Origin of the sequence: Desulfocurvus vexinensis DSM 17965, from assembly GCF_000519125.1 — a bacterium.
GTDB lineage: Bacteria > Desulfobacterota > Desulfovibrionia > Desulfovibrionales > Desulfovibrionaceae > Desulfocurvus > Desulfocurvus vexinensis.
On sequence record NZ_JAEX01000007.1, the window covers coordinates 1 to 21,524 of the forward strand.

Consider the following 21,524-nt stretch of genomic DNA (forward strand, 5'->3'; position numbering starts at 1 on the left):
TCCTTGGGTGAGCGCTTCTTGAGCCCCTCGGCACCGCCAGCAAGGAATTGATCCCGCCAGCGGGTCAGGGCGGCGGCGGTCACGCCAAGTTCACGGCTCAAAATCTCGATGTCCTCACCACGCAGTAGCCTGAGCACAGCCTCGGTCTTGTGCTTGGCCCAGAACCTCTTGGGCGGCTTGCGTGCCTCATCCCCGGTTCCGGTCGGCCTATGGCCTCCCTCCACCGGGGAGGAGGCTCCTCTGCCCCTCATTCCATCCTTCGTCATCGAACACCTCCTGGGGATCTCTTACTCCCAATTCGGTGTCCAAGAAAACCGTACACCGCCCCAACCCCCTCGACCTCCTGTGCCATATCGCCTTTAACGCGCCGCTTCGGACACGGCGCGAGCGCGCCCAGCGCCTTCGCTCCGAGAAAAAGGATTTCTTCGATCAATATGGCCCCGAGGCGCGGGAAATTCTCGGTGAACTCCTCGATAAATACACTGAGCATGGCACCGCCCAATTCGTCATCCCTGATGTGTTGGAGGTTCCGCCCATCAGCAAACGTGGGAATGTGATTCAGATCGCCCGTTATTTCGGCGGAGAAGATAGGCTGGTCGAAGCGATTCGAGAACTGCAAACGCTGCTCTATGCGGCTTAAGGGAAGATAATGGCCAAACGAACCAAGAAAGCGAACCCACCCAAAACCACGGCCGAGCGTCTCGGCAGCGTCATCAAGTCATGCCGGCAGATCATGCGCAAAGACAAGGGTCTCTCCGGCGACCTGGACCGGCTGCCGCTTCTGACGTGGGTCATGTTTCTCAAGTTTCTCGATGACTTGGAGCAGATCGAAGCGTCGCGCGCCAAGATGAGGGGAACGAAATACCGCCCGACCATCGAACCGCCTTACCGGTGGCGTGATTGGGCCGCTCAGGAAAATGGTGTTACCGGTCCGGAGCTGATCGCTTTCATCAACCAGGAAGAGGCTGTCCGGACCGATGGGACCAAAGGTCAAGGGCTGTTCGCCTACCTGAGCGGCCTGCACAACGGCCCCACCAGCCGCAAGCGAGTCATCGCCAGCGTTTTCAGCCGACTGGCCAACCGAATCCAGTCCGGCTACATCCTGCGAGACGTTGTTAATCAGGTCAACGCGATCCATTTCGAGGCCCAGGATGAACTTTTCACCCTCGGCCACCTCTATGAATCCATGCTGCGGGAGATGCGCGACGCGGCCGGCGACTCGGGGGAGTTCTACACACCGCGTCCGGTGGTGCGCTTCATGGTCGAGGCCCTCGATCCGCGGCTCGGTGAGACGATCCTTGACCCGGCCTGCGGCACCGGCGGCTTCTTGGTGGAGTCCTTCAATCACCTGGGCAAACAGGTCAAGACCGTGGAAGACAGGCGGGTCCTTCAGGAACAGTCCATATTCGGCGGCGAGGCCAAGCCGCTTCCCTACCTCCTCTGCCAGATGAACCTGCTTTTGCACGGTCTCGAAGCGCCCCAGATCGATCCCGAAAACAGCCTGCGTTTTCCGCTCAACGAGATCGGTGACCGCGACCGGGTCGACGTGATTCTCACCAATCCACCATTCGGGGGTGAGGAGGAACGTGGAATTCTGAACAACTTTCCGGAGGACAAGCAGACCACGGAAACTGCGCTACTATTCCTTCAACTGATCATGCGGAAACTCAAGCGCAGCCCAAAGCCCGGCCGCGCAGCGGTTGTTGTTCCCAATGGTGCGCTGTTTGGCGATGGTCTCTGTGCGCGTATCAAGGAGGAATTGCTTACGAGCTTCAACCTGCACACCATCGTGCGGCTGCCACAGGGCGTTTTTGAACCGTACACACCGATCCAGACGAATCTTCTCTTCTTCGACCGCTCCGGACCGACGGAAATGATTTGGTACTACGAACAACCATTGCCTGATGGCCGGAAAAAATACACCAAGACCAGTCCGCTTCAATACGATGAACTCGCTGATCTGTTCAAATGGTTCAAATCGACTAAGCGCCAGGAGAACGCGCACGCCTGGAAGGTCAAGGCAAAGGGCGTATTATCTAACGGCTGCAACCTTGATTTAAAGAATCCACGTGGCGCTGAAGCACTTGAGCATCTTCCCCCCGAACAGATTGCGGAGAGTATCGCTGAAAAGAACCTTCGAATCGGGAAGATCATAGAAGAGATCAAAGCTACATTGGCTGAGCCAGTTGGCTCCCGAGGAGGGAAACCATGACGGGCAACGGCTGGGCTACAGTTCCTCTCGGGGAGGTTCTCGAAAAGAACGAGGACTCAATCGAGATCGATGTGGCCGCCCGCTACCAGCAGGTCACCGTGCGACTGTGGGGTAAGGGAGTTGTTCCACGAGGGGAAACGACAGGTTTGGAATTGGCTACGGGACGCAGATTTCGCGTTCGTGCAGGCGATTTCATTCTGTCTCGAATTGATGCGAGGCATGGCGCATTTGGTATCGTATCCGATGAATTGGATGGAGCCATTGCTACTAACGATTTCCCATCCTTCAAGATAATCGACCAACGCCTTGCTCCTGGTTTTTTAAAGTGGCTGAGTTGTACCCAAAGATTCATAGAACTGTGCCGATCTGCTAGCGAAGGAACGACCAACCGCGTAAGGCTCAAGGAGGACAGATTCCTTCGAATGTCGATACCGCTCCCCGACAGGGATGAACAAGACCGGATCGTGATAAAGATCGATGCCATCGTTGCGAAAATAAATGAGGCACTGAGCTATAAGGCAGAGATCGAACGGAAAGCGGAGGCAATGCTCCGTAGCGCCTTTGCACAAGTAATTGATGGTGTGCCCTCGCGGACGATGAACGATGTGGCTCCGCTTGTACGTCGTCCCGTCGAACCCAAAATGGGTGAGGAATATCCGGAACTCGGTATCCGGTCATTCGGCAAAGGGACATTCCACAAACCCGCCCTCGATTACCTGAGTGTGGGCACAAAGCGACTTTACGGCATAGAGCCTGGAGACCTCATTTTTAGCAACGTGTTTGCGTGGGAAGGAGCGATTGCAGTTGCCCAACCAGAGGATAGCGACCGATACGGGTCTCACCGGTTCATAACATGTGTTCCCAAGGCGGGCGTCTCCACGCCCGAGTTCCTGTGCTTCTACTTCCTGACCGAGGAAGGGCTCCGGAAGATTGGCGAAGCTTCGCCAGGTGGAGCAGGAAGAAACCGCACATTGGGTCTCACCAAGTTGACCGAGATTGAGGTTCCCGTGCCGGAGTATGGTAAGCAGGTCTGGTTCAACCGCCTGCAAGCCAAAGTCGCTGCAATGCTCGCTGCACAAAAAGACGCCGAATCCGAACTCGACGCCCTGCTTCCCTCGATCCTGGACAAGGCATTCAAAGGGGAGCTTTAACCAGGTATGTCCAAAACAGAGAACCAAACGCCCAAGCGCCCGAAGCAGCGCAAAACGGTTTCAGCCCTGACGAGCAAGAAGCTCTATCAGGAAGCCGACAACCGTTGCCCATTCTGCGGCGTTGAGGACGTGGCGGTGCTGGAGATCCATCATATCGACGGAGACCCCTCGAGCAACAAGATCGAAAACCTGATCGTCGTGTGCGGGAACTGTCACTCCAAGATCACGCGCGGGGAGATTTCACCGGCGGATGTCCACGCAAAGAAGATGGAACTGTTCTGGACGCACAGGGCGTCACCCCGGCAGACCGAAAAGAGTCCCATGCAGTCGGTGAACGTGAATGCCGCGAGTGTCAGCGACAGCATTATCGCCAACACCGTAACCTTCGGCCGCAAACGGTCGCCCCGGATGCAATACCCGGTGGATTCCATCGGCGCAGACACCATCAAGAAGGGATACATCGACTATCTGATCAAGCGCTACTTCGATTATCGTCAGGCCGACGCCGGCTATGGCAGCTTCCGTCCCTTCAACCATGCCGAAATTCACACCACCATTCAGCGCAAGTTCAAGGCGAAGACGTTCTTCATCCATGTTTCGCGCTTTGAGGAACTCTACGGGTACATCAAAAGCCGGGTGGACCAGACCATTCAAGGCAGAAACAACCGCTCGCGCGGCATTCCGAACTATGACTCATTTGAGAAATACGAGGCGGAGCAACTGCGGCATGGCCAGTGAAAGTCACATACAGAGTCACCTGTCCGCCAAGACTGAACGCACGGCGAGGCGGAAATCGTTATAAGCGAAGGCAAACAATGAGTTTCCATGACGCGGCAACAACATGCGGTCCCACATTTAGGGCAACCCGGACCTGCGTGATCCCCAGGTCGAGGGATGGTTCCGCACGCGTCAGCATTTCCGGAACAGCAACGAGCACACCACTTTTGTAAATTATAGTTGTATGTGGAAAAACGGGAATAATGGCGCTGCTGTTTTTCGAGACTGATAATAAGCCCATTAAGACCCCACTGTCGGCTGAAATGGACCGGCTTTCAGACCACACCAAGATGTTCAAGCAGTTCTGTAACAATCCCAGTTTCAAGAACTGGCTTTCGGATTCGGTATTCGGAGTGACATATCAGGCCTAAGGATGCAATACCGTCTAAGCGTTTGGGCTGTGCATTCATTTCGCATGGTGGCCATAATTTTGTTAACCTTTTGAAATTTAAACGTTAAAAAATTAATCTTGACATTTAGACCGATGTATGATTTTATGCCGCTCTTAATTAGAGCATCATGAAGATGCTGTAAGTTTTGTAAATTTATTTTCGTTGGTTGGATCAGGCCACGAAGGCCCATGCACCTCAGAGGAGATGCACCTTCGCGGCCTTTTTTATTTGGTGCGGAAATGGAAAGCACTGGGAAGGATAGGTTTATTCAATCAAAATCCAATTGTACTCTTATGGTTACAAGCCGTTTCATTCAATGCCATTAAGTTGGCCAGACAAGGCATGTGTTCGAATAAAATGATCCCCTTGGAAATGGACGCTTGTTGTGCCCGATCTTTGGGGTGTATTTCACTCACTTATCAGTTAAAGGAGACTGGGTTATGCACATGGCAGATGCTTTAATTTCACCGGCTGTCGGAGGTACCATGTGGGCGGCCACCGCCGGATTGATCGCTTACAGCTCCAAGAAGGTCAAAGAAGAGTTGGATGACCACAAGGTCCCGCTCATGGGGGTGTTGGGTGCGTTTATTTTCGCGGCCCAGATGATCAACTTCACCATTCCGGCCACAGGTTCCAGCGGCCACTTGGGAGGAGGGATGATCCTGGCGATCTTGCTCGGTCCTTATGCCGCCTTTCTCGTAATGGCCTCGGTTTTGACCGTCCAGGCGCTCTTTTTCGCCGACGGCGGCTTGCTGGCGCTAGGGTGCAACATTTTTAATCTGGGCTTTTTCCCCTGCTTCGTGGCCTATCCCTTCATTTTTAAACGCATCGTTGGCGGCCAGGCCAGTCAGGGCCGTATTCTTACCGGCGCTATGGTATCCGCTGTGATAGGCCTTCAATTGGGCGCCTTCGGCGTGGTTCTGCAGACCCTTTTTTCAGGCATTTCGGAACTGCCCTTCGGAACCTTCGTGCTGTTGATGCAGCCTATCCACCTGGCAATCGGCATTGTGGAAGGGCTGGTCACAGCCGCCGTGGTCGGTTTTGTCTGGAAAGCCCGTCCCGAAATCGTCACCGCCGTAAGCAGCCCATCCGAGGGGCGGTCATCCATGCGCACGGTTCTGGTCGGACTCTCAGCCATTGCTATTCTGACCGGCGTTGCCCTCAGTTGGTTCGCCTCAGCCAATCCGGATGGCCTGGAGTGGGCTATGTTCAAAACCTCGGGTAGCGAAGAGCTGGAGAACCCAGAGCACGGGTTGCATGGATCGTTGGCTCATCTCCAGGAAAAAACCGCCTTTTTACCCGATTATGGATTTAAAACCGAAGGTGGCGAACCCGAGGCCTCGGCCGAAGCACACACACCCTGGCCAGCAGTGGACGCGGGAACATCCGTGGCTGGCCTGGTGGGAGGGATTTTGACCCTTCTCATGGCCGGAATGATCGGTTTAGGACTGAAACGACGTAGAAATAATGTGAAATAGAATTGATGAAACCGTAAAAAGTCGGCTGGCAAATTTTCATATACAATCGGTGGTGTGATTTTCCTTTATGCTCATACCACATAGTGTGGAAGCAAAAATATTTTTCGAATTTTTACGAACGCGTCAGAATTGTCCAACGCGGCAACATCACCTAAAAGATCCAATGGGCAGGGGCAATACCGCCTCTGCCCATTGGTGCCTTGAACATGTTAAAAATCGATCAAAACTTATTCGATATCGGCCGGATGGACACCCTGGCAACGGGCGATAGTTCTCTGCATCGTCTGGACCCAAGGGCTAAGCTGATTACCACGCTGGTTTTCATCGTGACCGTGGTCTCCTTTGGCAAATACGAGCTGTCGGCTCTGATCCCTTTTTTCATTTTCCCAGTGACCCTGATCACCGCCGGGGATCTGCCCTTGACCTTTTTGCTTCGCAAGGTGATGATCGTCGCCCCATTCGCTATCTTCATCGGTATCTTCAATCCTTTGTTGGATCGCGAGATCCTTTTCCAGCTGGGAAGCATCCATATTTCCGGTGGATGGGTCTCATACCTTTCTATTTTAATGCGTTTTGTCCTCACTGTTACAGCCGCTTTGACGCTTATCGCCTTGACCGGCTTCAACACCGTCTGCCTGGCCCTGGAAAAGTTAGGCACTCCCCGGCCTTTTGTGGTTCAGCTGCTCTTTCTCTACCGCTATATTTTTGTCCTTACGGACGAGGCCGCTCGCCTTGTGCGCGCCCGCTCGCTACGCGTCTTCGGAGAATCCAAAGGCATGGGCTTCAAGCCCTTCGTCTCCATGGTCGGTCACCTGTTGCTGCGTACGCTGGACCGAGCCCAGCGCGTTCATCTGGCCATGCGCTGTCGGGGTTTCGAGGGACATATTCCTATCCTTAGGTCGATGCACTTCGGCATCAAGGAAGTACGTCATGTGACCTTTTGGCTGCTGCTGTTTGCGCTGCTGCGGTTTTCCAACCTGCCCATGAAACTGGGCTTATTGATTACGGGATTATTCACATGAGCCACCACACCATTGACGCAATTGATCTGCACTACGTCTACCCGGACGGCACCATGGGGTTGAACGGAGTCTCGTTTCACATTGGTCACGGCGAATCAGTGGCGCTGGTGGGGGCCAACGGCGCCGGCAAGTCGACACTATTGATGCATCTCAACGGTTGCCTGACCGCTACTCAGGGCGTCATGCGCATCGGCGATTATCCCGTGACCGCCAAGAATCTCAAAACGGTTCGCCGCACGGTGGGCATGCTATTCCAAGACCCGGACGACCAATTGTTCATGCCCACGGTGTTTGACGATGTGGCTTTCGGTCCCCTTAACCTGGGTTTGCCAGCGGTGGAAGTGGAACAAAAAGTGATGCAGGCACTGGAAACCGTCGGCGTGCCTCACCTTATAAAACGACCGCCCTACAAGCTGTCCGGCGGAGAAAAACGTTCCGCAGCCATCGCGGCTGTGCTCTCCATGTCGCCGGACATTCTGGTAATGGACGAACCCAGCTCCAGCCTGGACCCACGCTCGCGCCGACGGCTGATCGGATTGCTAAAAACCTTTCAACACACCAAAATTATTGCCACCCATGACTTGGATATGGCCATGGACTTGTGCCAGCGCACCATCGTACTTCACCGGGGCCGGATTACGGCAGACGGGCCGACTGTCGAAATTTTCCAAAACGAAACCTTGCTGGCCGGCAGCGGTCTGGAAAAGCCGTTGAGCATGCAGCATTGCCCCGTGTGCGGTAAGAATAGTAAAAGCCAAAAAACCTAAAGTTACATTGAATTTCCAGGACAATTTTTATTGGTAATTGAAAGTGATTTTATGATAAATAGCCATTGATCAGGTGTCCGCACGGACTTGATAGGGAATCCCGTGAAAATCGGGAACGGGCCCGCCGCTGTGACCGGGGACGAACGTCGCTATCGCCACTGACGCATTGGCGTTGGGAAGGCGCGATAAGTAGGACGATCCGGGAGTCAGAAGACCTGCCTTGATTACTGATCCGACCTTGCTCCGTGGACAGGAGCGCGTCGAAACATCTGTGGAAAAATCAGGGGTCCTCAGATCAATTTATCAATTGGCCTGGGGATTTTTCCTTTTCAGGCCGGAAAAGATGGAGGTTGGCATGAGATTTATGTTGAGATGCGTATCATTCTTTTTCGCGGTTACACTTCTATTTTCCGGGAATGTGACAAAAAGCCATGCAAGCGGCGCTTACAAGGCTGAACACAAAAATGCCATTGTGCTTGCCATGTTCGGTACCACGGTAGAGTCCGCCCTCGATGGACTCTTGAATATCCGTAGCCAGCTTATGGAAAAATACCCCCATACACCGGTGAGGATCGCTTTTACTTCAAACATCATTCGTAAAAAATGGCAGCACCGAGCAGAAGACCCTGCATATATCAAAGCGCATCCTGAAATTCCCACCGATGTTCTCCATGTAAAAACGCCCCTCGCGACAATCGCGGATTTGCAAAACGAGGGGTTTGACACCATTGTCCTGCAACCCACGCATATCTCCATGGGTGAAGAGTTTCTCGATTTGCACACATACGTTGACGCCTTGATGAGTATGGGAACGATGAAAAAAGCCCACTACAAACCATTCCATAAAATCGCGCTTGGCAGGCCGGCACTGGGCACCTATGGTACCAAAGCCCCATATGCGGAAGATATTGCCGCGATTGCTATGGTCTTGGCCCCGGATATTGAATTGGCGAAGAAGGAAAAAGCCGGCATTCTCTATATGGGCCACGGAAATGAGTTTTTCCCCGGCAACGGCGGTGTTTATCTCGAATTGGCATCGGTCATGCGCAAGATGTATCCAGAGGTGGTTACAGCAACGGGTTGTGTCGAAGGCTACCCCGGTATTGAAGACGCTATTGAAACTATGAAGTTGTATGGAATAAAAAAGGTCGTTCTCAAACCCTTCATGGTTGTCGCCGGTGATCACACGCTTAATGATATGTCAAGCGATGAAGAGGATTCCTGGAAATCCATATTAAAGAAAAATGGATTTGAAGTTATCTGCGTAAACGTGGGGCTTGGTGAAAACGATGATTTCGCCAGGATTTTTGTTGACCATGCAATAGATGCTGCCGCGGATGCCGGGATAACACTTGATTGACCAGATCCGTAATTCCGCGGCAAAATTCTCGAAAGCTATTGGTAGAGATGTTACCGGCCAATTTCTTAAAATTGCCGGTAACATCCCTGCTTCTTATGACCGACTGGGTGCATAGGTGTAGCCAAGATGCATGAGATGATCCAAGCGCCTGTTTCACAGGGCTGCGGGATAGGGTTCTGTAAAGCGCACGAGGGTTTTGTTACCGCTATCCAGATAATGTCCAGGCCTTACCGGATAGCGACCTGAACATTGCCCCAGGGAACAGGGTCGCCCTGGTCGGCCAGAACGGCTCCGGGAAAACGACGCTCATCAAGCTGCTAACTTTTACAAATGGAATCACTATTTGTTGAGATTATTGCTTATGGTCTAGTAGATCAGCACCGGAAGGTTTCCGAGGATTATTGGTGTTGGATATTTTTTACATATCTTGGGTTGATAGCGATAACCAGCCTTAGATCTTAATCAATTTTGCTCCGAAATGCTTTTCTCTTTTGAATCCATTTATTCGTTATTCTTGAGGCCCATTTGGCACTAACACCAGTTGCGTAGAGCCACATCTCTTGGCCGAATTTTCGATGATGGTTTCTAAAATCCCTTTCCGCTGGTTGAGGAATTTTTGCACTTTCGACGACGACATGTACCGACCTTTTATTATCCTTTAAAACGGGCTGTAATGCTAAGCTACGACACCAAAAAGTCGTTCGATTCCATTTTGGAAGAGATATTAAGGTGCGCATGAATTCCCTTTTGCTTTTTTCAGGAGCGTCACATAGTTTCGGACCTAAAAATAGGATATCGGATTCGATCAAAACAGGACCTTCGATAATTTGGCTTATTCCGGAATAAGACTTCCATTTGATATCACCTTCGATGGAGATGGATATCTGATATTTCCCCAACTTGAAGGTTTCAGCCTTTCCATCGACGATCGCGTCGAAAACGGGTGCAGTATGCATGTGAGTCAATCGCTGTAATCTTTCTTCGCCGGGGTGACCTCCGGTAGCCGTATCCAATATAGCGGAAGAAAAACAATAGTACCGGGTTCCATTCCACAATGGGAGATTTTTCAGATAATCCAGAAACTCCGATTTCATAAACCCATTTTCTTCATCGCGTCGGTCTCCCATCAACAATACATTTCCATAAATATAGCACGGTCCACTAATCTGAACTGCAAAACCGGTATGGGAAGTCCACCAAAGGCGTCCATCCGACATCTTGGATATCTGATACTCGTTTAATCGGTACCTATTTTGAGGAATCATGTGCATGATCCTTGTCGAACCTCTTTATCGGTAAATCGGGCAACCTTTCCAATTGAGATGAAACCCGCAACGTCAGCCCTTCGATGCTCTTGACCACCGGCTCGTCTCCCGGAATCAGCGGTGTAGGGCTGCTCGCATTCCACAGTTCAGCGCCAACCCTTACCTTGCCGCTGGTTCCGTTCCACTGCTGGACCGTACATTTTTTTCCAATCATGCCCTCAGGACCGCAAGCTGAATTCCGCTTGCGATATCGAATCCTCCAGAACAACGGTAAGATGATATGCTCGAAGATCTCATAAATGACGATGCAGATGAGTACTGTAATCAGGCCATATTTCATAGGGGCCTCGGCCTATGAGCCGTTTAAATAGCTATTCTGATTTTAGTCCTGAAAGATACCACCGCGATTATTCAGGAATGGATACGTCATCATCGTCGTATACGCCGTTTTCCGCAGTTCGATGGCAGGCGATACAATTCGACAATGAACCGACAGCCTTTCTTTGGACCGTCTGCGGTGTGATTTCATGATGCTCCTTGCGAATACAAGGAATGTCGGTGATTCGCAGCGGCGTCGTTCCCCCCAGGCAGCGCATTATTTCTCCAGCCAATTTGGCAGATGATTTATCTGCGGCATTTGATGCCAGATAACCACTAATTTCAAGCCTTGCGCCCTCATCGAGGTCTACCGCCTCTCCGAAATGATCATCGGTGCCGTCAAGAATTTGTTTCCACGAACCGGCTGGCAATAATTCCGGTTGATAGGCAAAATGGCAGGCACCGCATGAGTCGGCATAGGCGGCGCTGCTGACCGGTTTCAGGTTCTTGTCACCCCTATGATTATTTTCTTTGTATTTGCGCTCACTGCGTTGATGCCTTTTATCGTCATCGTCTGCACTTATGGTCGGTGCAAAGACAACCAAAAGCATTAACAGCGATACCCACCACATGATTCTATTACGCGAAATGTTCATGGTCTGTTCCTTTCCGTTCCGTGCCGGTGATACAAGCAGAGGCCCGCCTTCCCTTAATGCGGGTCAAAGTTAATCGACGATCAGGTGCCCAACCGTCAACACCAGAAACATGGCAACAAAAATCACCGGTTGTGTATGGATCTGATAAGCATACTTGCGAAAAGCTTTGGGACACAACTTGAATTTTATGAGAAAGCCCAATGCGATCACGGTCACCATCATTATCAGCCCAAGTTCAGGCAGGGCCGACGATTTGCAGCGCGAAGACAACCAGTGCCATAGGGCAATGCCAAGGATCGCCGGATTGAGATAGTAATGCAGCCACATAAGGGCCTTTTTTTGCATCCGGTTAAGATTCGCCAGTGCTTTCTTTAATTCGATTCGCAGAGGCGCAAATCGATTCGTCCCCTTAATCAGAAGACTCAAGGCTACAGGCAGGTTCGCCACAAGTAGGAGCCATGCGGCCATCTGCCCGGCGGTTTCATTGCCTTCATTATCGGACTCCAAAAATGGGATGCTGTGCTGGTCCTCTCGCTCAAAATGCCTTTTAAATCCATGATCATCATCCGCCATTCCGGTTGCTGCAAACAAGAACCCGAGTCCTGCAATACAGATAACTATTAATGATAACATTATAATTTTATACTTGTTCATTCTTTCCCCCAAATCAATGAATAGGCAGGCGGAAAATGCTTACTTCGCACCGCCAATGCCTTGCAGCAGTCGGTCGATCACACCCTGAAGCCCGCTTTTGTTGATGAAGTCGAGGGCCTGACCGAACAGCGGCAGCACGACGATGACGACAATCACAATGACTGCCAAGACCAAAATACCGGCCGTGATCAGAATCTTCTTGTTGGCAAGCAGACGAGGCAAGAGGTGCGAGAGATTGAATAAGTCATCGTTATGATGGTTGTATTGCTGATCACCGTGCTTACGCCGCTGGTCATTATCATCGTGATGGTCTCGGTCAAACAGAGCATGCCGGTTTTCATCATGCCTGTCCCCATAGTGCCCGTGTTTATTTTCATGATCGCGGTATCCGCGTTTGCGGCTGCGGTGGTCACGATTGAAAAGGTCCTCCAAGTCCATTGTCGACTCCTTTATTTCCCCATCTTGGGGATGATGCAGGTTGATACCACTCCATTCAAGTTCAGGCCCCCTGGTATCGTCTGGTGAGTTTCAGTAATTCGAACCACAGAACGCAGACCAATCCGGCCCCCAAGCTGAAAACCAAATCCACCGGGTGAAGCGGCGCGAAGTAAAAAAGGCGCTGTGCAAACGGTACTGCAAGGACAACCGCCAGGAAGAGGCATGCACCGAATACCACCCATTTCAAGGCCGTATTGGGAACGCGCAGCATGGCAAAGGCGGACCTGGTCCACGAGCGGTTGACGAGAATGATGACAATGAAGGCCACGACCAGGGTGGCAAAGGTCAGCGCCCGTGCGACTTCTGCCGAGTGGCTGGATCGGGCCAGCAGGAACACACCCAGGCAGACTGCCAGAACACTGAGACCTTGCATCACGGCGACGCCGATGGTCCGCATTGAAAAAAGTCTCTCATCCGGGTTCCGCGGAGGCCGCCGCATCACATTGGCCTCGGCATGCTCGGCCTCGAAGATCAGAGAACAGGCCGGGTCGATGATCAACTCCAGGAACACAATGTGGACCGGTAGCAAAAGCAGCGGCCAGTCGGCAAAGAAAACCGGAATCATCGACAACCCCGCGATGGGTACGTGCACCGCCAGAATAAAGGCGATTGCTTTCTTAATGTTGTCGAAAATGCGCCGCCCGAGGCGCACAGCGGCGACGATGGATGAAAAATCATCGTCCAGCAGCACCAGAGATGCGGATTCGCGGGCCACGTCCGTGCCGCGACCGCCCATGGCAATGCCGATATGGGCCGCTTTTAGCGCCGGGGCGTCATTGACCCCGTCGCCGGTCATGGCAACCACCTCCCGGTTGGCCTTGAGCGCGTTGACGATGCGCAGCTTCTGTTCAGGAACGACACGGGCGAAAACCTGCACTTGCTTTATTCGCTCAGCCAAATTCTCGTCCGACATCCGGTCGAGCTCAGCGCCGGAGATCACCATATCGCAATTCGAAAGCCCGGCCTGCCGGGCGATGCTCTGGGCGGTGGTGGGATAGTCGCCGGTGATCATCACCACGCGAACACCGGCAGCCCGGCATTCAGCGACAGCAGCAGGTACTGTCGGACGCAAAGGATCCTCGAACCCGAGCAGGCCGACCAGCTCCAGTGAAAGGTCGTGATGTGCCTCGGGTAAATTCCCCCTGCTCGCGAATCCCTGTGCGACCCCGAGAACGCGAAGGCCCTGAGACGAAAGGGAATCCACTTGTCGAGTAAGCACCTGGTGATCTTCCGCACTCAGATGGCAGAGATCCGCGATGGCCTCGGGAGCCCCTTTGGATGCCACTACAACTTCGTCGCCATTTCCTGTGAGCCACGCATGACTCACGGCAAGCAAGCTTGGGGTTAGCAGGTACTCGTGTGCCAGGGACCACCCCGGATGCAGGTGTTCCGTGTCTTTGATCAGCCGGTCGCCGGCCTCGTGCAGCGCCCGCTCCATGGGGTCGAAGGGGTCACGCTTGCTGGCCAGGATGGAGTTTTCGAGCAGGCTATGCAGCTCCTCGGGCAGCCCATCCTGGTGATTCGCCAAATCGACGGTGCTTGCGGATACAGCAAGCTTGCGCAGGGTCATCCGGTTTTGGGTTAGCGTTCCGGTCTTATCGACGCACAGGACCGTGGCCGCCCCAAGCGTTTCCACTGCCGGCATCCGCCGGGTCAGTACCTGGCTGCGCGAGATGCGCCAGGCGCCCAGGGCCAAAAAGACCGTTAACACCACCGGGAACTCTTCGGGCAGGGTGGCCATGGCCATGGCAATGCCGGCGAGCAAGCCTTGCTTCCAGACATCGGCGCCCCCTCCGCGCGTGACCGCAAAGACCACGACCACAAGTGCGCAGGCCATGAGCCCCACAATGGCGAAGGTGCGAACAAGTCGCCTTGTTTCTTTCTGCAAAAGGGTCGGTTCCGGCTCGACACGCTCCAGCGCCTTGCCGATCTTTCCGAGCTGCGAATCGACTCCGGTGGCAACAATCTCGGCAATGCCCTGGCCGGCGGTGACCAAGGTTCCGGAGAATACCGAGGGCAGGTCATCGCCACCCGGTTTGTCCAAACCTTGCACTTTTTCCGATGCGACTTTCCTGACTGGGACGGATTCGCCGGTCAACAGCGACTCATCCGTCGAAAGGTTGATGCCGCGTCGCAACAGTCCATCTGCTGGCACCCGGTCGCCTTCGCAAAGGACGACCAGGTCGCCCCTGACCACCTCGCGGCCAGCGATACGCCGATGCACGCCATCGCGAATAACCAGGGCGCGGGGACTCGACAGATCGCGCAGCGCTTCAAGCGAGCGTTCAGTGCGCCGTTCCTGGATGATGGTAATAGCCATGACGACAAACACGAAGCCGAGCAGCATCAGCGCGTCGGCCGGCTCGCCCATGAGAAGGTACAAGCTTCCGGCGGCAACGAGCATGAGAAACATGGGCTCACGGGCAACCTCCAGGCCGATGGTCAGCAGACTGCGCTTTTTCTGTGTCGGAAGCTCGTTCGGACCTTCATCCTCAAACCGGACGCGAGCATTTTCTTCGCTGAGTCCGGACATCCCCCCAAGGTCCAGAACCGCAGCGCCGGACGGGGTCCCTTTTAGTGACTCCTTTTTCATGCCTTCACGCGGATCGGTCATAAAGACTCCTATGCGTACCATAGAGACAATTTGGTGTCAGCTCTCTGAGCAGAACCACCAATTGCGAATAAATGATATTAATTTTATATTTATTATTCGGTTATCATTTAATTCATCAATGCCATAGTAATGATGAAACCTTATATTAAATCGTGTTGACAGTTTATTATAATATGAGTTAAAACTCACTTTAAGTCAACTCGCATTCTGGAAATGGATATGACAGCTCGCAAACAGCGCCTTAATCCCCGAAAACAGCCAGTTCAAAATCGTTCCAAGGCCACGGTGGATATGGTTCTCGTAGCTGCTGCTCAGGTTTTTGAGGCCCACGGCTACGCATCAGGTACAACCAACCGCATCGCTGAACGGGCGGGAGTGTCCATTGGAACGCTGTATCAGTATTTTCCAGGTAAGGAGGCGATCGCCGTGGCGCTACTCGAGCGGCATATCGCCGATACCGACCATCGCCTGCACGAATGGGTTGGACATATGGTAGTTGAGCAGCATAGCCTAAGCGAGGCCCTGCATGAATATGTAACGGGGATGCTGGAGATGCACTCCCGGCAGCCGCGCCTGCAGCATATCCTACTCGAGGAGACCCCACTGCCCGAACGAGTCCACCACGTCTTACTGGAAGCCGAACGACATGCCGCCAAAACTGTGGCCGGGCTTCTGCGTCTATATCCTGAGGTTCGGCAAACCGGCCTGGAGCATACCTGCTTCTTGGTCGTACAGAGCGTCGAGAGTCTGACCCATCGGTTCGCAGCTCATCCCGACGATCAATTCATCCCCCGAACCACTTTCGTTGATGAAGTGGTCACCATGCTTGTTGCCTATCTAACTTGCGAGGCGCACCCAAAATGATCCGCTGTAAGGGCGATGAAAGCCAATATAACCTACAAATACATTTGAGTTCCCTTGGGTTGGTTCCCTTGGTTTTGGAGGGTACGACATGTTCGGCATCGTTCTGACAACGGCGTACACGGTGATGCTCGTATATGTTTTATGGCGCGCAAGATCGATACCCGCACTAAAACAACGTTTTCCTCGCAACGGCGTCATTGGGATCGGTGCAATCCTCTGGGCTGTTTTTTTCTTTGCTCGGACCCTTGGGCACCAAAAAACGGGCGCTGTGGGCGGTGCAATCGAGTTTATGGGGATGGTTTTACTGGGATCAGTGTTTCTTATCTCAACAGTGCTTTTCGTTGTTGAACTTTGCACCCTGTTTGGACTCTTTTTTAAAAGATGGAGACCGACCCTTTTTAGCTGGGCGCTGGTGGCAGGAGTCATAATGGCTGCCTTCGCCTTGGTTCAAGGTCTTCGCGCACCTGCGGTGGTCTCCTACGAAGTGGCCCTTCCCAGCCTGCCGGCCGAGTTGGACCGCAAGGTGGTGGTGGCCGTCTCCGACACACACCTTGGTTCTATTCTTGGCAGCCGATGGATGGATGATCGGATAGCGCAAATTCAGGCTCTGCAACCTGATCTATTAGTTTTTATAGGGGATATTTTCGAGGGGCATGGCGCCATGCCAAATGCCATCCCGGCCTTGAACCACCTGAGCATTCCTCTTGGGAAATGGTTCGTCGACGGCAATCACGAATCTCATCAAAGTAGTGAAGCCGGCCTCAAAGTATTGGAACAGGCAGGTTTTCACCGTCTTGAAAATCAATGGGCTGAGCCAGCTCCGGGCCTTATCTTGTCCGGCGTGAACGACCTGACCAATCACCGGCGTCGAAGTATCGATGGCGATCCGCTGGCATCTGCGCTTGCCAATCGTCCGGAGGGGGCAACGATTCTGTTGTCACATACGCCCTGGCAAACCGACCGCGCCGCTCAGGCCGGGGTCGAACTAATGCTGTCGGGTCACACTCATGGTGGACAGATTTGGCCCTTTGCCTATCTCGTTCAAAGAATTTATCCTTTTATTGCAGGCCGATACAATATAAATGGAATGACGCTGCTGGTCAGCAGGGGAACAGGGACTTGGGGGCCGCGCATGCGGTTGTGGCACAGGAGTGAGATAATCAAAATTACACTTCGGGCGCTTCAAAAGATTTCAGTCAAGCATCAGTGAGCCACAGCTTTTAGACGAACCTCTGTTCCCGGACTTATGATTCCAAATGCACGACCTGCATCTGGAACTGCCGGATGCCGGTGGAAATGATCATCGACCAGTGGAACCCGTCAAAGAAACAGTACCGGTTCGAAACCTTCTGTTACGGCCCCCAAATCTGACCCTTTTACCGGCCCGGGCCCACTCGGAAAGTTCCGGGTCGAAAGGGTATGTCCTACACTGAGGAGGATTGGGTTGACGAAGACGCTACTGCCCATCGGGGGTCGGATGATTGAGATTGTGGAACTCGCGACGGCCTTGCGACAAACTCACGACCCGGCTTGCCATGGGAGTTTGGCAAAGGGAGGATTGCATCTTGTCAACAGAAAACATCAACAACTTTTGACCGTAAGGAGGTTTTCCATGAAGTGTCCAATCTGTAAAGAGGTAAACATAGTGATGGCCGATCGTCAAGGAATCGAGATCGACTATTGTCCCGAATGCCGGGGCGTCTGGCTGGATCGCGGGGAGCTGGACAAGATCATCGAGCGCTCGGCAGGGCAGCCGTCTCCGCCCCGGGAGCGTGAAGCGTATCATGACCGTTCGAGGGGTCATGACAAGGGCGATTATCACTACAAGAAGAAAAAGCATAAATCACTTCTGGGGGAGCTGTTCGATTTCTAACGGTGAATTCTATGGCCAGAGCATATTTTGCCCTCATCGTTATCCTGAGTCTTTTTTCTGTCGGCTGTGAGGATACGGATGTCGGAATGGCACTTCAGGCCGGGGCGGATGCCGTCCGGGCGGTGACCCTGGACGACGAGGACGTTCAGCGCCTGGCTGTCGAGGTTGCGCAGCAGTCCGACCGGAAGCACAAAGTGGCCCCACCCGACAACCCGCACGCAAAGCGGCTGGAAAGGCTTGCCGGCAGTCACCGCAAGATCGAAGGACATGAATTCGACTTTAAGGTTTATCTTTCCCCGACCGTCAATGCCTTCGCCATGGCCGATGGTACTATCAGGATTTACAGCGGCTTGATGGACATGATGACCGACGGTGAACTTGTCTTTGTCATTGGCCATGAAATCGGCCATGTGGTGGAGAATCACGTCAAGGAAAAGCTCAGGCTGGCATATGCCGGCAGCGCCGTCCGCAAAGCTATCGCCAGCCAGCAAAACGAAGTCGGCAACATTGCACGCTCCGCTGTCGGTGCATTGACCGAAAACCTTCTGAATGCCCAGTTCTCGCAGCAGGAAGAGCGCGAGGCCGATAACTTCGGCGTTATGTTTATGAAACAGAAAGAGCAAAACATCCAACCGGCGATTTCCGCTTTGATGAAACTGGCGGCCCTGGGCGGCAGTCACTCCTTTTTGTCGAGTCATCCGGCACCCGCGAAACGCGCAAAACGATTGCAAAACGATACCTTGACAGCGGAACAGATCGAAGATCCCTCGTTTCTGAGCCGGATTGTGGACTGGCTGAAGAGCCATTGGCCATTCATAGAATGGGGCAGGAAAAACCATGCGTAAAACAGGAGGAAAACCGGTCAACTGGCAACAGCTTCATCTATCCGAGGCCGCAGAGAACCTGCAATCGTCCGAGAGGGGCCTTGCTTCCAAAGAAGCCCGTCACCGCTATGAGCACTACGGCCCCAACGAACTAATCGGAAAGGGAAAGAAAAAGGCCTGGAAGATTCTCGTCATGGGCCTGATCTCGGTTGGGACCGGGTACTGGTTCTGGCGCCTGGCAGACCATGGTGTTCACCATGCTGACGTTCTGCCAGATGGCCTACGCGCCGTGTGTGCGCAAAAAAACGCAATCGCTGCTTACGTAATCCTGGCTCAGCAACCCGGTGCTGTTGTTGGCCATTGGCGTCACACTGACCCTGCAGTTGATCCTCATTTATATCCCGTTTTTTAACCCAGTGTTTCGCACCAAGCCGCTGCGGACGGCAGAACTGGGTATCTGCGCCGTTGGAGCCCTGGTCTTTGTAAACATTGGAAACTGAAAGTTTTTGGTTAACTGCGGGAGAAAGAGAACGGTTATGAAGAGGGTTGCACACGGGGAGCCACGAAAGACAAGGGCTGATGCGGCAAAACGCCACATCAGCCCTTTTTCTTGCACTTCTCCCGGCATGGCTGCCGGTTGCCGCCACCGGGCGCGCGGCGCGGCGGGGTTGCGCCCTCCCCGGCCCTACACCAGCCCCGAGCCCAGGGCCAGGGCGATGGCCAGCAGCAGGACGCCCGTGAGGGTCTGCACGGCGGCCATGGTCACCTTGTGCAGGTAGCGTTTGGCCAGCAGCACCCCGGCGAAGGCCGAGAGCGTTCCGGCCAGCACCAGGGGCCACTGCCCGGCCCCGGCCAGCAGCGCGCCGCCGGGCCCGGCCAGCAGCGCGCCGTAGGTGGCGATGCGCGCCAGATCGACCAGGAAGCCGATGACCGCGTTGGTGCCCACGAAGGCCTGGGTGGAAATGCCCACCTTGACCAGGAAGGCCGAGCGCAGCGCGCCCTGGTGCCCCGAGAACCCGCCGAAGAACCCCGACAGCAGCCCGCCCAGCACCAGCCAGCGCCGCGAGAAGCGCAGCCCGCGCAGGCGCGGCGAAAGCTCCAGCACCGCGAAGGCGGCCATGAGCCCGGCCATGGCCAGCTTGAGCGGCGTGATCACCGCCTCGCGGCCCCCCAGGCTGTAGCGCGCCAGCTCGCCGAAATGCGCCACCCAGCCCAGGGCCGCCGCCCCCACGAAGGCCGCCGCAATGGCGGGCACGCCGAAGCGCAGTACCAGGTCGCGGTCGGCATGGCGGCCCACCAGGGCGATCTTGAAGGCGTTGTTGGCGCCGTGGACCAGGGCCGTGGCCGCCACGGCCACCTCCACCGGGAAGAACAGGGCGAACACGGGCAGCAGCAGCGTGCCCAGCCCGAAGCCGGAATACAGGGTCAACCCCGCAGCCCCCAGGGACGCGAGGCAGACGACAAGCAGCGCGGTCATGGTCAGGACTCCTCGGCCCCGGCGGGGCCAGGGGACGGCGCCTGCGGGCGCGCGTCGGGTTGCGTGGTTTCGGATTGCAGCTCCTGGAGCTGGCGCAGGGCGGCGGCCAGCACCTCGCGGCCGCGAGCCGTGGCCCGCAGGGGCCGCCGGGCCTTGGGCCCCGCCCCTTCGGCCCCCGTGCAGCACAGCCAGCCCAGGCGCTCCATGCGGTGCAGCAGCGGATACAGCGTGCCGGGGCTGACCTCGTAGCCGTGGTGGCGCAGCTCCTGGAGCATCCACTGCCCCACCACCGGCCCCTGGGCGGCATGGTGCAGGATGTGGATCTTCCAGAAACCGAGCAGAATTTCGCGCTGCAACGCCTTGCTGTCCGCCGTGTCCATGGGCCCTCCGGGTTTCTATTACGGAAACCGTAATCGCTTTTCGTAATAGCGTCAAGACCGCAACACGGACTTTCCGGGAAACAACTCCCCGCCCCGCGTGCCAGCCACGGCGTTGCCCCTGGTCCGCTCCGCCCGGGCCAGGCTCCTTCGCCCACGTGCGCAGCCGCGACCAGCCCGCGATGGAGAAGATCAAGCGCATCGTCGCGGGCCCGCCCCACGCGTGCAACCACGACCAGCCCGACATCCCGCGCATGCGGCGCTTCGCTCCTCCGCCCCACGCTCGCAGCCACAGCGCTCCGGCGCGCCAATCGCCCTGCCCGCTCCTGCAACCCCGGCGCACCAGCCCGACCGTTGCCCCGCCTCCTCCAGAAAACATACCACAACACTTTGATTCAAAAAAAGAAACCCCTCCGCCTTGACGCCCTGACGACGCTTCATTATGGTATCTGCGCGAGGACTTAAACAATGCGCCCGATCATGCTCCACGCCCCCAAGGCCGCCCGGATCTTCAAGGTGCTCTCGGTGGAGACGCGCCTGCGGCTCGTCGAACTGCTGCGGGGCCGCACCCTGTGCGTCAACGCCCTGTCCCGCCACCTGGGCATCACCCCCGCCGCCGCCTCGCAGCACCTGCGCGTGCTGCGCGACGCGGACCTCGTGGCCGCCGAGAAACGCGGCTACTTCGTGCATTACCGCCTGAACGAGCGCACCCTGGCCGCCTGGGCGGGCATGGCCGCCGCCCTGCTCGCCCCCACCCCGGCGCCCCCGGACGGCGCGGCCCCGGGGCCGGGAACGCCCGACGCGCCCTAGCGGGCCGTTCCACAATCCTTCCGCAGGCCGCTGACGATGGCACGAGGAACGACGCAGAAAACGACCAGGACCGCCGCGCATGGAGACATGCGCCCGGGGCCGGACCGTTGGCGGCCAGGCCGCAGGGCGCCCCTT

Annotated in this window: 25 protein-coding genes and 1 riboswitch; of the genes, 16 read left to right on the plus strand and 9 right to left on the minus strand. The window is 55.0% G+C overall.

The genetic code is table 11. The annotated features are described in order from the left end of the window. On the minus strand, window positions 1–266 hold a 266-nt coding region (locus G495_RS22990), incomplete at its 3' end, for a helix-turn-helix domain-containing protein (protein ID WP_156939634.1). Between the two features lie 35 nt (window positions 267–301). Here G495_RS22990 and G495_RS20975 point away from each other — a divergent pair. The 9 genes from G495_RS20975 to G495_RS22950 all read left to right on the plus strand — a co-directional run bounded on the left by G495_RS20975 (window position 302) and on the right by G495_RS22950 (window position 9,509). Further along, entirely contained in the window at window positions 302–640 is a 339-nt protein-coding gene (locus G495_RS20975) for a type I restriction-modification enzyme R subunit C-terminal domain-containing protein (RefSeq protein ID WP_211234135.1), read from the plus strand. A 9-nt stretch (window positions 641–649) separates the two neighbouring features. After that, entirely contained in the window at window positions 650–2,212 is a 1,563-nt protein-coding gene (locus tag G495_RS0107870; protein ID WP_028587364.1) for a class I SAM-dependent DNA methyltransferase, read from the plus strand. After that, complete coding sequence (locus G495_RS21690; protein WP_035251390.1) at window positions 2,209–3,363, plus strand: restriction endonuclease subunit S domain-containing protein; 1,155 nt, start codon at window positions 2,209–2,211, stop codon at window positions 3,361–3,363. The genes G495_RS0107870 and G495_RS21690 overlap by 4 nt, the downstream gene beginning before the upstream one ends. 6 nt (window positions 3,364–3,369) lie before the next feature. Then, window positions 3,370–4,101: an HNH endonuclease signature motif containing protein gene (locus tag G495_RS20330; protein ID WP_028587366.1), complete on the plus strand. Its 732-nt coding sequence runs from the start codon at window positions 3,370–3,372 to the stop codon at window positions 4,099–4,101. A gap of 871 nt (window positions 4,102–4,972) precedes the next feature. Beyond that, window positions 4,973–6,010, plus strand: a complete 1,038-nt coding sequence (locus G495_RS0107885) for an energy-coupling factor ABC transporter permease (protein ID WP_028587367.1) — start codon at window positions 4,973–4,975, stop codon at window positions 6,008–6,010. A gap of 206 nt (window positions 6,011–6,216) precedes the next feature. After that, window positions 6,217–7,032, plus strand: coding sequence for a cobalt ECF transporter T component CbiQ (cbiQ, locus tag G495_RS0107890; RefSeq protein WP_028587368.1), 816 nt, complete (start codon window positions 6,217–6,219; stop codon window positions 7,030–7,032). Then, complete coding sequence (locus G495_RS0107895; RefSeq protein WP_028587369.1) at window positions 7,029–7,799, plus strand: energy-coupling factor ABC transporter ATP-binding protein; 771 nt, start codon at window positions 7,029–7,031, stop codon at window positions 7,797–7,799. Before cbiQ ends, G495_RS0107895 begins: the two co-directional genes overlap by 4 nt. 54 nt (window positions 7,800–7,853) lie before the next feature. After that, window positions 7,854–8,036: riboswitch (cobalamin riboswitch) on the plus strand. After that, complete coding sequence (locus tag G495_RS20980; protein WP_156939636.1) at window positions 8,020–9,159, plus strand: sirohydrochlorin cobaltochelatase; 1,140 nt, start codon at window positions 8,020–8,022, stop codon at window positions 9,157–9,159. (Overlaps the previous riboswitch by 17 nt.) A 242-nt stretch (window positions 9,160–9,401) precedes the next feature. Further along, window positions 9,402–9,509 carry an ATP-binding cassette domain-containing protein gene (locus G495_RS22950; protein ID WP_084458038.1) on the plus strand — a complete coding sequence of 36 codons (108 nt, stop codon included), beginning with the start codon at window positions 9,402–9,404 and terminating at the stop codon, window positions 9,507–9,509. A gap of 108 nt (window positions 9,510–9,617) precedes the next feature. On the opposite strand, the gene G495_RS21695 is transcribed toward G495_RS22950, so the two are convergent. The 6 genes from G495_RS21695 to G495_RS0107915 form a co-directional block, all read right to left on the minus strand. Further along, window positions 9,618–10,430: a hypothetical protein gene (locus G495_RS21695; RefSeq protein ID WP_156939637.1), complete on the minus strand. Its 813-nt coding sequence runs from the start codon at window positions 10,428–10,430 to the stop codon at window positions 9,618–9,620. After that, entirely contained in the window at window positions 10,408–10,764 is a 357-nt protein-coding gene (locus tag G495_RS20990; protein ID WP_084458009.1) for an NfeD family protein, read from the minus strand. Before G495_RS20990 ends, G495_RS21695 begins: the two co-directional genes overlap by 23 nt. Before the next feature lie 67 nt (window positions 10,765–10,831). Further along, on the minus strand, window positions 10,832–11,398 hold the full coding sequence (locus tag G495_RS20995; RefSeq protein ID WP_084458010.1) for a diheme cytochrome c: 567 nt from the start codon (window positions 11,396–11,398) through the stop codon (window positions 10,832–10,834). A gap of 69 nt (window positions 11,399–11,467) precedes the next feature. After that, a complete protein-coding gene (locus G495_RS21000) occupies window positions 11,468–12,052 on the minus strand; it encodes a hypothetical protein (RefSeq protein WP_084458012.1) in 585 nt (194 codons plus the stop codon). A 39-nt stretch (window positions 12,053–12,091) separates the two neighbouring features. Next, a complete protein-coding gene (locus G495_RS21700) occupies window positions 12,092–12,490 on the minus strand; it encodes a hypothetical protein (protein ID WP_156939638.1) in 399 nt (132 codons plus the stop codon). Between the two features lie 61 nt (window positions 12,491–12,551). Then, the gene (locus G495_RS0107915) at window positions 12,552–15,164 is read right to left on the minus strand and encodes a cation-translocating P-type ATPase (RefSeq protein ID WP_245588392.1); all 2,613 of its coding nucleotides are present in this window, start codon (window positions 15,162–15,164) and stop codon (window positions 12,552–12,554) included. Between the two features lie 219 nt (window positions 15,165–15,383). Between G495_RS0107915 and G495_RS0107920 the strand changes: the two genes are divergently transcribed. The 6 genes from G495_RS0107920 to G495_RS22465 all read left to right on the plus strand — a co-directional run bounded on the left by G495_RS0107920 (window position 15,384) and on the right by G495_RS22465 (window position 19,225). Next, window positions 15,384–16,028, plus strand: a complete 645-nt coding sequence (locus G495_RS0107920; RefSeq protein ID WP_169734368.1) for a TetR/AcrR family transcriptional regulator — start codon at window positions 15,384–15,386, stop codon at window positions 16,026–16,028. An 88-nt stretch (window positions 16,029–16,116) separates the two neighbouring features. After that, complete coding sequence (locus tag G495_RS21005; RefSeq protein WP_084458014.1) at window positions 16,117–17,238, plus strand: metallophosphoesterase; 1,122 nt, start codon at window positions 16,117–16,119, stop codon at window positions 17,236–17,238. Between the two features lie 267 nt (window positions 17,239–17,505). Next, a complete protein-coding gene (locus G495_RS21015; RefSeq protein WP_245588393.1) occupies window positions 17,506–17,901 on the plus strand; it encodes a TFIIB-type zinc ribbon-containing protein in 396 nt (131 codons plus the stop codon). An 11-nt stretch (window positions 17,902–17,912) separates the two neighbouring features. Further along, on the plus strand, window positions 17,913–18,746 hold the full coding sequence (locus G495_RS18240) for a M48 family metallopeptidase (RefSeq protein WP_051445185.1): 834 nt from the start codon (window positions 17,913–17,915) through the stop codon (window positions 18,744–18,746). Then, window positions 18,739–19,137, plus strand: a complete 399-nt coding sequence (locus G495_RS21020; RefSeq protein WP_211234136.1) for a cation-transporting P-type ATPase — start codon at window positions 18,739–18,741, stop codon at window positions 19,135–19,137. The genes G495_RS18240 and G495_RS21020 overlap by 8 nt, the downstream gene beginning before the upstream one ends. Then, window positions 19,070–19,225, plus strand: coding sequence for a cation transporting ATPase C-terminal domain-containing protein (locus tag G495_RS22465; RefSeq protein ID WP_245588394.1), 156 nt, complete (start codon window positions 19,070–19,072; stop codon window positions 19,223–19,225). The genes G495_RS21020 and G495_RS22465 overlap by 68 nt, the downstream gene beginning before the upstream one ends. Window positions 19,226–19,410: 185 nt before the next feature. Here the strand turns inward: G495_RS22465 and G495_RS0107935 are convergent, their stop codons facing one another. Together G495_RS0107935 and G495_RS18245 are read right to left on the minus strand one after the other, a co-directional pair. Beyond that, window positions 19,411–20,202: a TSUP family transporter gene (locus G495_RS0107935; protein ID WP_028587374.1), complete on the minus strand. Its 792-nt coding sequence runs from the start codon at window positions 20,200–20,202 to the stop codon at window positions 19,411–19,413. Window positions 20,203–20,204: 2 nt separating this feature from the next. After that, window positions 20,205–20,582 (minus strand): PadR family transcriptional regulator, encoded by a 378-nt coding sequence (locus tag G495_RS18245; RefSeq protein ID WP_051445186.1) that lies wholly within the window; start codon window positions 20,580–20,582, stop codon window positions 20,205–20,207. 477 nt (window positions 20,583–21,059) lie between these two features. Between G495_RS18245 and G495_RS18250 the strand changes: the two genes are divergently transcribed. Then, window positions 21,060–21,389, plus strand: coding sequence for an ArsR/SmtB family transcription factor (locus tag G495_RS18250; protein WP_084458040.1), 330 nt, complete (start codon window positions 21,060–21,062; stop codon window positions 21,387–21,389). Window positions 21,390–21,524 lie beyond the last annotated feature (135 nt).

Coding starts and splice junctions, on each gene's coding strand:
- G495_RS0107870 (WP_028587364.1), top strand. CDS start 650: ATGGCCAAACGAACCAAGAAAGCGAACCCACCCAAAACCACGGCCGAG.
- G495_RS21690 (WP_035251390.1), top strand. CDS start 2,209: ATGACGGGCAACGGCTGGGCTACAGTTCCTCTCGGGGAGGTTCTCGAA.
- G495_RS20330 (WP_028587366.1), top strand. CDS start 3,370: ATGTCCAAAACAGAGAACCAAACGCCCAAGCGCCCGAAGCAGCGCAAA.
- G495_RS0107885 (WP_028587367.1), top strand. CDS start 4,973: ATGCACATGGCAGATGCTTTAATTTCACCGGCTGTCGGAGGTACCATG.
- cbiQ (WP_028587368.1), top strand. CDS start 6,217: ATGTTAAAAATCGATCAAAACTTATTCGATATCGGCCGGATGGACACC.
- G495_RS0107895 (WP_028587369.1), top strand. CDS start 7,029: ATGAGCCACCACACCATTGACGCAATTGATCTGCACTACGTCTACCCG.
- G495_RS21695 (WP_156939637.1), bottom strand. CDS start 10,430: ATGCACATGATTCCTCAAAATAGGTACCGATTAAACGAGTATCAGATA.
- G495_RS20990 (WP_084458009.1), bottom strand. CDS start 10,764: ATGAAATATGGCCTGATTACAGTACTCATCTGCATCGTCATTTATGAG.
- G495_RS20995 (WP_084458010.1), bottom strand. CDS start 11,398: ATGAACATTTCGCGTAATAGAATCATGTGGTGGGTATCGCTGTTAATG.
- G495_RS21000 (WP_084458012.1), bottom strand. CDS start 12,052: ATGAACAAGTATAAAATTATAATGTTATCATTAATAGTTATCTGTATT.
- G495_RS21700 (WP_156939638.1), bottom strand. CDS start 12,490: ATGGACTTGGAGGACCTTTTCAATCGTGACCACCGCAGCCGCAAACGC.
- G495_RS0107915 (WP_245588392.1), bottom strand. CDS start 15,164: ATGACCGATCCGCGTGAAGGCATGAAAAAGGAGTCACTAAAAGGGACC.
- G495_RS0107920 (WP_169734368.1), top strand. CDS start 15,384: ATGACAGCTCGCAAACAGCGCCTTAATCCCCGAAAACAGCCAGTTCAA.
- G495_RS21005 (WP_084458014.1), top strand. CDS start 16,117: ATGTTCGGCATCGTTCTGACAACGGCGTACACGGTGATGCTCGTATAT.
- G495_RS21015 (WP_245588393.1), top strand. CDS start 17,506: ATGATTGAGATTGTGGAACTCGCGACGGCCTTGCGACAAACTCACGAC.
- G495_RS18240 (WP_051445185.1), top strand. CDS start 17,913: ATGGCCAGAGCATATTTTGCCCTCATCGTTATCCTGAGTCTTTTTTCT.
- G495_RS21020 (WP_211234136.1), top strand. CDS start 18,739: ATGCGTAAAACAGGAGGAAAACCGGTCAACTGGCAACAGCTTCATCTA.
- G495_RS0107935 (WP_028587374.1), bottom strand. CDS start 20,202: ATGACCGCGCTGCTTGTCGTCTGCCTCGCGTCCCTGGGGGCTGCGGGG.
- G495_RS18245 (WP_051445186.1), bottom strand. CDS start 20,582: ATGGACACGGCGGACAGCAAGGCGTTGCAGCGCGAAATTCTGCTCGGT.
- G495_RS18250 (WP_084458040.1), top strand. CDS start 21,060: ATGCTCCACGCCCCCAAGGCCGCCCGGATCTTCAAGGTGCTCTCGGTG.